The 6,967-nt window shown below is 43.5% G+C and carries 7 protein-coding genes; 6 read left to right on the forward strand and 1 reads right to left on the reverse strand.

Annotated features, from left to right (window positions below):
- Positions 1–494: 494 nt before the first annotated feature.
- A complete protein-coding gene (locus tag ACI35L_RS16135) occupies positions 495–812 on the reverse strand; it encodes a peptidase M4 (protein WP_049669836.1) in 318 nt (105 codons plus the stop codon).
- Between the two features lie 188 nt (positions 813–1,000).
- Between ACI35L_RS16135 and ACI35L_RS16140 the strand changes: the two genes are divergently transcribed.
- From ACI35L_RS16140 to ACI35L_RS16165, 6 genes are all read left to right on the forward strand, one after another.
- Positions 1,001–2,077, forward strand: a complete 1,077-nt coding sequence (locus tag ACI35L_RS16140) for a M42 family metallopeptidase (protein ID WP_049669837.1) — start codon at positions 1,001–1,003, stop codon at positions 2,075–2,077.
- A gap of 57 nt (positions 2,078–2,134) precedes the next feature.
- Positions 2,135–2,647 (forward strand): DUF84 family protein, encoded by a 513-nt coding sequence (locus ACI35L_RS16145; RefSeq protein ID WP_439803311.1) that lies wholly within the window; start codon positions 2,135–2,137, stop codon positions 2,645–2,647.
- 316 nt (positions 2,648–2,963) lie between these two features.
- Positions 2,964–4,181 carry an MFS transporter gene (locus tag ACI35L_RS16150; protein ID WP_439803308.1) on the forward strand — a complete coding sequence of 406 codons (1,218 nt, stop codon included), beginning with the start codon at positions 2,964–2,966 and terminating at the stop codon, positions 4,179–4,181.
- A gap of 65 nt (positions 4,182–4,246) precedes the next feature.
- Complete coding sequence (locus ACI35L_RS16155; protein WP_049669839.1) at positions 4,247–4,558, forward strand: thioredoxin family protein; 312 nt, start codon at positions 4,247–4,249, stop codon at positions 4,556–4,558.
- 309 nt (positions 4,559–4,867) lie between these two features.
- Positions 4,868–5,677 carry a DUF1444 domain-containing protein gene (locus tag ACI35L_RS16160; RefSeq protein ID WP_439803312.1) on the forward strand — a complete coding sequence of 270 codons (810 nt, stop codon included), beginning with the start codon at positions 4,868–4,870 and terminating at the stop codon, positions 5,675–5,677.
- Between the two features lie 103 nt (positions 5,678–5,780).
- Positions 5,781–6,967, forward strand: a 1,187-nt coding sequence (locus tag ACI35L_RS16165) for a hypothetical protein (RefSeq protein ID WP_439803309.1), incomplete at its 3' end; no start/stop codon positions are given.

Raw genomic sequence — 6,967 nt, forward strand, 5'->3', positions numbered from 1 at the left:
AGAGAAAGCCCTGTATGAGTCCACCATAACGGACTTTTACAGGGTCTTTTTTGTTAGTTTATGGCTGGGACTGAGAAGGTCGAAGCGAGAAAGGCAGATTGCCTAGTAAAGTTTGTCCTTAGGAGTTGGATATCAACATTGGGTAACTATCGCCCATACCCAAATAATTTAGCCCATAAAAATGACTGTTCGCTCTTAAACAAAGTGATTTCGCCCTTAACGCTAAGTTGTTCGCCCATCAATGCAAAAAGACAAAAATAGGCAGGCTGAGCGGTTTTTTTTGAATGAATTCCAAGCTTTTTTTATCCAAAACTCTTTCAAAAATTCTTCGACCTTCTGTTAGTATGATTTTCCGAGCTTACGCCGAATAGGCACATCCACACTAGTAGGTTGAAAAATCAAAGGCTGTTTTGCTGTTCGCTTAGGGAGAAAATCCTGATAACCATAAAAATAGCCGGCTCTTAAAAGAGCCGGACTTTTGAAGCGGGTAAATATTACCCTGCTTGGTAGAGATCTAGGATGGTACCTGTATTGGCATCTGCGATGAATTCGAATTGAGAGGATTCATTCCCATCAACCTTTGTTAAACCACCTTTATACACATCGTAATCTAAGGAGTTTCTAGTGAATTTTTCTGGTTTCATCATGATCCAGGAGCCGCGGATGCTGCTTCCTTCATCGCCAAGTGTGGTTTTGATGGCTGTAAGTACTTTTTCAGGGGATACCATGTTGTTCTTGTTTGTTAGTTCCTTGACTACATAGCCAGCGGCAAACCCGGCGGCTACACCTGTGATAAATGTTTTCCAGTTCATTTTGTATTCCTCCAATCACATTGGTTCATGCATAGCTCTGTTTAAAGCCTTAATCATCTATTCCCATCCATTATACAGATTAAGCGTTTAGGAAGCTATTTTTTCAATATCTTCCAGATTGATTAGTGAATGGTTCAACATGTACAATATGAAGGAGTGAAATAATTGGTAAAGGGGATACATACGTGATGAAGCAATCAACATTGGAATTATTTAAGACCCTGACCGAATTGCCGGGAGCACCGGGATTTGAACATGATGTGCGGGCCTTCATGAAGAGAGAAATGTCCAAATATACCGACGAGTTCGTTCAGGATGGATTGGGCAGCTTATTCGGAGTTATGAGAGGCGAAGAGGATGGTCCGAAGATTATGGTTGCCGGCCATATGGATGAGGTTGGATTTATGGTGACCTCCATTACTCCAGAGGGACTGTTGCGCTTCCAGACACTAGGCGGTTGGTGGAGCCAGGTATTGCTGGCTCAGCGCGTGCGTGTTTATACGGATAACGGTCCAATCGTCGGGGTTGTCAGCTCTATACCGCCGCATTTATTGAGTGATGCTCAGAGGACGAAACCGATGGATATTGCGAATATGCTGATTGATGTCGGTGCAGATGATAAGGATGATGCGATTGCAATGGGCATTAAACCAGGTCAGCAAATCGTGCCCCATACAGAATTTACGCCAATGGCGAATCCAAAGAAAATCCTGGCGAAATCATGGGATAATCGTTATGGCTGTGGTTTGGCGATTGAGCTTTTAGAGGAGCTCCAAGGTGAAAAACTACCGAATATTCTTTATTCCGGTGCTACCGTCATGGAGGAGGTTGGGCTGAGAGGAGCAGGCACAGCGGCAACGATGATCGATCCTGATTTATTCTTTGCCTGTGATGCAAGCCCGGCGAATGACATGTCTGGCAGCAAGAATGTATTTGGCTACTTAGGACAGGGACCGCTGCTTCGTATTTATGACAGAACGACGGTCATGCATAAAGGCATGAGGGAGTTTGTTCTAGATACGGCCGAGTCTAATCATATCCCTTACCAGTACTTTGTGGCACCGAACGGTGGAACAGATGCAGGCAAGGTCCATGTAACAAACCGCGGCATTCCAAGTGCAGTCATTGGTGTCTGCTCACGCTATATTCATACATCTGCCTCCATCCTTCATATCGATGATTATGCGGCAGCAAAGGAATTGCTTGTTAAGCTCGTAAAGGCTTGTGATAAGACGACCGTAGAAACAATTAAACAGAATGGTTAATGTGTTTGGGAGGCAGTGCAAGCTGCCTTCTTTTTTAGAAAGGAAGTAAGAGCAATGATAAAGATAGCCATCGGGACAAAGAATCCAGCAAAGATTAAGGCGGCAGAACTGGCATGCAGAGAACTAGGAGGAGAATTAATAGCAGTTAATGTTCCTTCAGGTGTTGCCGAGCAGCCATTTTCAGATGAGGAGACGATGGAGGGTGCCTTAAACCGGGCAAGAAATGCGCTGATGGAGGCTGAAGCTGATTTTGGAATCGGTCTTGAAGGAGGCGTAGTCAAAACTCCGTACGGCTTGTTCATTTGCAATTGGGGAGCGCTCATGACAAAAACAGGCGATTCATTCATCGCCGGCGGAGCAAGAATTAAGCTGCCAGACGAAGTGGCACAGGAGCTCTTCTCTGGACGTGAGCTTGGGCCTGTCATGGACGAATATACGAAAAAGCAAGATATTCGGAAAACAGAAGGAGCGGTCGGCGTCTTCTCTAATAACCGTATTACAAGAGACCGGATGTTTGAACATGTGATGGAGCTATTGGTTGGGCAATATGAATACAAGGAAAGAACTTAATATTTTTCATCCTTAGATGATTTCATAATGTCAGCATGTTCATCGGCTTTGTTACTGAGGATGAAAGGAAGAATGAAGGCAGCAAGAAGCTGGATTAGGGACTTTTTTTTCATAGATAAACCTCTTCGATAATTTTTAGAAAGGCCGCAATGGAAATTGCGGCCTTCTTTTACTAATAACACCTTGTTTTCGATAATTTTGAAATCGAAATAAGTTGAATTAGAGAAAATGGTGTCTTGACACCTGACTAGACAAATAGTATTCTTTCAAATTAGATAGCTCAGATTAAATAGAATGAAAGTTTGGAGGAAGAAAAATGGATATAGCCTATGAGCAAAAACAGAAGGCTTCGCATAATAAGCTTTTAGGAGTAGCTGGTCTTGCCTGGCTTTTTGACGCGATGGATGTTGGGATTCTATCTTTTGTCATTGCCGCGCTGCAAAAGGATTGGGGGCTGACTTCCCAGCAGATGGGATGGATCGGCAGTGTCAATTCAATCGGAATGGCTGTTGGAGCCCTTGTTTTCGGATTGTTGGCAGATCGAATCGGCAGGAAGAATGTTTTGATTATTACATTGGTTTTATTTTCACTTGCCAGCGGCTTTTCAGCCTTAACGACTAGTTTGGCCATTTTCCTGTTCTTCCGATTTTTAATCGGGATGGGACTTGGAGGAGAGCTGCCAGTGGCGTCGACACTTGTATCTGAGAGTGTGCCAGAAGATAAGCGTGGAAGGGTTGTCGTCCTGTTAGAAAGCTTTTGGGCTGGAGGCTGGCTTGTTGCTGCACTTATTTCGTACTTTATTATTCCTGCGTATGGATGGAGGGTTGCCCTGCTGATCAGCGCCCTGCCAGCTTTTTATGCGATATATTTACGGATTCATCTTCCTGATTCATCGAAATTTGCGACCGTAAGGAAGGAGCAGAAGCCGTCTGTGGTCGCTTCTCTTGCCATGCTCTGGAAGAAGGAATATGCAAAGCGGACCTTAATGATGTGGATTCTTTGGTTCAGTGTCGTATTTTCCTATTATGGGATGTTCCTTTGGCTTCCTAGTGTGATGGTGCTGAAAGGATTTACTTTGATTCAAAGCTTCCAGTATGTCTTAATTATGACCCTTGCTCAGTTGCCTGGTTATTTCACAGCTGCTTGGTTCATAGAGAAATTTGGGCGTAAATTCGTTCTTGTGACCTATTTATTCGGAACGGCTGTCAGTGCGTACTTCTTCGGTAATGCCGAAACACTCGCTGCGCTAATGGCTGCAGGTTGTTTCCTCTCATTCTTCAACCTTGGGGCGTGGGGAGCACTGTATGCTTATTCCCCTGAACAATATCCAACTGTTATCAGAGGGACAGGCACTGGGATGGCAGCTTCTGTCGGCAGAATAGGCGGCATATTAGGACCGCTTCTTGTCGGAAGTCTGCTGGCTAATGAAACATCGATTGAAACTATCTTCTTAATCTTTGGTATTTCCATTCTTATCGGAATGCTCGCGGTTCTCTTCTTGGGCAAAGAAACAAAAAACGTGACCTTGGAATAGCCAACCAGCCTGTTTTTGGGTATAGTATTTATACAATACCGACCCGGTGGAATGGAGGAACTAGGATGAAGAAACTTGAAAGCATGGAGCAATATGAGGAATTGAAAGGAAACGGCAAGACAATCTTTCTGTTTTCCGCTGACTGGTGCCCGGATTGCCGGTTCATTGACCCATTCATTGACGATGTGGCCGCAGCAAACCCGGAATTTACCTTTGTTTATGTAGATCGTGATCAATTCTTGGATTTGTGCATCCAATTGGACGTATTCGGCATCCCGAGTTTCGTTGCCTTTGAGGAAGGTCGCGAATTAGGCAGATATGTCAATAAGGACCGGAAGACACGGGAGCAAATTGAGGAATTCATTGCTTCATTGTGATAAAATAGGACTCCCGAATGGGGGTCTTTTTTTATTTTCGCTCTATTACAGATAAATCAAGATAGTAGAATACTGCCAGTTAACGTTTCAGGCAGTTGACTCCTGCGGAATCAGTGGACGCAGATGCCGGGAGTGCTGGAAGAGGCTTACCGACAGCCCCATATTTCGCTTGTTGGCGATAAAAACCAATATGTTAAGTTTAGAGGATATCCTAAAAGAGAAGATAACGAGAAAGATGGAAACAAATTGCCATGCATCCAAGAAAAATAAGTGAAAGTACGCTATAGTTATCTATAAGGAGGAATCATGATGAAGATGACAACAACGAAAATGAAGAACATACTCATGGAAAAACTCTCTAAAGGTGCGAGAACCTTTTCATATAATCGAGAACAGGAAGAACTTAGGATAGAAGATAAAGAAACGAAAAAAGGCATTACGGTGGCTTTATCCCCGCTCTTGGCCAAATATGATCAATCAGGCGATAAAGCAATAGATGAGATTGTTTATTACGCTGAGGAATCCTTAAAGGTTATGGGTAAGGAGCATGCTCTTCACGGAAATGAGAAAAAGATCTTTCCAGTCATTCGCTCTACCTCTTTCCCCGAAGAGGCAAAAGAGGGCGTTCCATTTGTAACGGATGAACATACAGCCGAAACACGCATCTATTATGCGGTTGACCTAGGCAATACATACCGTTTAATTGATGAAGAATTGATGGAGAAGGAGAAATGGGACAAAGAGATGATTCGCACGATTGCCATGTTCAATGTCCGTTCTCTTCCAGTTGAAGCTAAGAAGGATACAGTCAGGGGCAATGATTTTTATTTCATCAACCATAATGATGGCTATGATGCCTCCCGTATTTTAATGGATTCTGAGCTGAGGAAATACAAGGATGGCATGAAGGGCTCGATGGCTGTTGCTGTCCCGCATCAGGATGTGTTGATTATTGCAGATATCCAAAATAGTGCCGGTTACGATATTTTAGCCCAGATGAATATGCATTTCTTCACAAATGGAAATGTTCCAATTACCGCACTGCCATTTTTGTATGAGGATGGGGAATTAGAGCCAATCTTCATTCTTGCGAAGAACAGACCCGTGGAAGACAACTAATAGTATAGGAAAATGCTACTAATTCATAGGAAATCCCCTTAAAAACATGAATTTTTTGATAAAATAAAGACTTATCATGAATAAAGAAAGTGTGAGGAAAGGTATGAGCTTTTTCAAAAAGATTGTTGATTGGTTTCATGATGACGAAGAGGATGAAGTTGAAGCATATGACCAAGAACCAAAGCCGCAAAAGCATAAGAATAAGCAAAGCAAGCCGCCGGCTGATATAGAGACTGGAATAGAAACGAAAATACAATATAAATATCCAAAAGATAATTTTAAATTCCCGATGATCTCGGATGAAGAAATCAAGCGATTGAATGAACGGAAGAAAAAGCAGAAGGTGGAAGGTGAACAAATGCATAGCGACGGGAGGGAATGGGCTCCTGTTGCCTCAGCCATTGAAGAGCAGCCGCTTCCCCCATTACGGAAACCGCTGAAGGTGACAAGGCAAAAAACCGTAACAACGACTGTTCAGCCTAACAAAACACCATTCAGGAGAACAGAAATCCCATCCCCTATCTATGGGTTCCAAAATAGACAGGCTGGTACGAAGAAGCAGAAGACCGTTGAATATGAGCTGTCCTCACAGCCCACCCTTGATTCTGTATTGGCCTTAATGAGAGGAAAAGGGGCAGATTCAGCTGAAAAGCAGACAATGTCTGTGACTGGACCTCTGCCGGAAGACCAAAGCCAAGAATGGAAGGATGAGCGTCTCGCTACAGAAGAGGAAATGGCTCTTATTAAGCGGGAAAACCAGCTTTTCCATGAGGAAATCGCGGCTGACCCTGCTGAGGAGACTGCAATCCCTACTAATGACCTGCGAAACGATGAGAAGCTCGTTGAAGTAGAGAATACGAATCAAGACCTTGCTGAAAATGGCCTGTTTATACAGTCTGCTGCTACGGAAACAGTTGAAATCATTCCTGAGGAGAAAGCAATCATCTTGGATCGGACTGAAGAGGAGAAAAATGTCGATTTAGAAGAGTCATCTGTATCCGTTGAACTGTCAGGGGCAGAACAGTCTGAAGCTAAGGAACCAGCTGAAATCATTGCCGATGAGACAACAATGATCTCTGGTGGGAATGAAGAGGAGAAGAATGTCGATTTAGAAGCGTCATCTGTATCCGTTGAACTGTCAGGGGCAGAACAGCCTGAAGCTAAGGACACAGTTGAAATCATTACCGAGGAGACAATAATGATCTCTGGTGGGAATGAAGAGGAGAAAAATGTCAATTTAGAAGAGTCATCTGTATCCGTTGAACTGTCAGCGGCAGAACAGATTGCTGA

The organism is Pradoshia sp., assembly GCF_051873915.1.
Lineage (GTDB): Bacteria > Bacillota > Bacilli > Bacillales > Pradoshiaceae > Pradoshia.

What these genes read in the sequence shown, in the direction of transcription:
- ACI35L_RS16135 (WP_049669836.1), bottom strand. Translation starts at nt 812, where the DNA reads ATGAACTGGAAAACATTTATCACAGGTGTAGCCGCCGGGTTTGCCGCT.
- ACI35L_RS16140 (WP_049669837.1), top strand. Translation starts at nt 1,001, where the DNA reads ATGAAGCAATCAACATTGGAATTATTTAAGACCCTGACCGAATTGCCG.
- ACI35L_RS16150 (WP_439803308.1), top strand. Translation starts at nt 2,964, where the DNA reads ATGGATATAGCCTATGAGCAAAAACAGAAGGCTTCGCATAATAAGCTT.
- ACI35L_RS16155 (WP_049669839.1), top strand. Translation starts at nt 4,247, where the DNA reads ATGAAGAAACTTGAAAGCATGGAGCAATATGAGGAATTGAAAGGAAAC.
- ACI35L_RS16160 (WP_439803312.1), top strand. Translation starts at nt 4,868, where the DNA reads ATGAAGATGACAACAACGAAAATGAAGAACATACTCATGGAAAAACTC.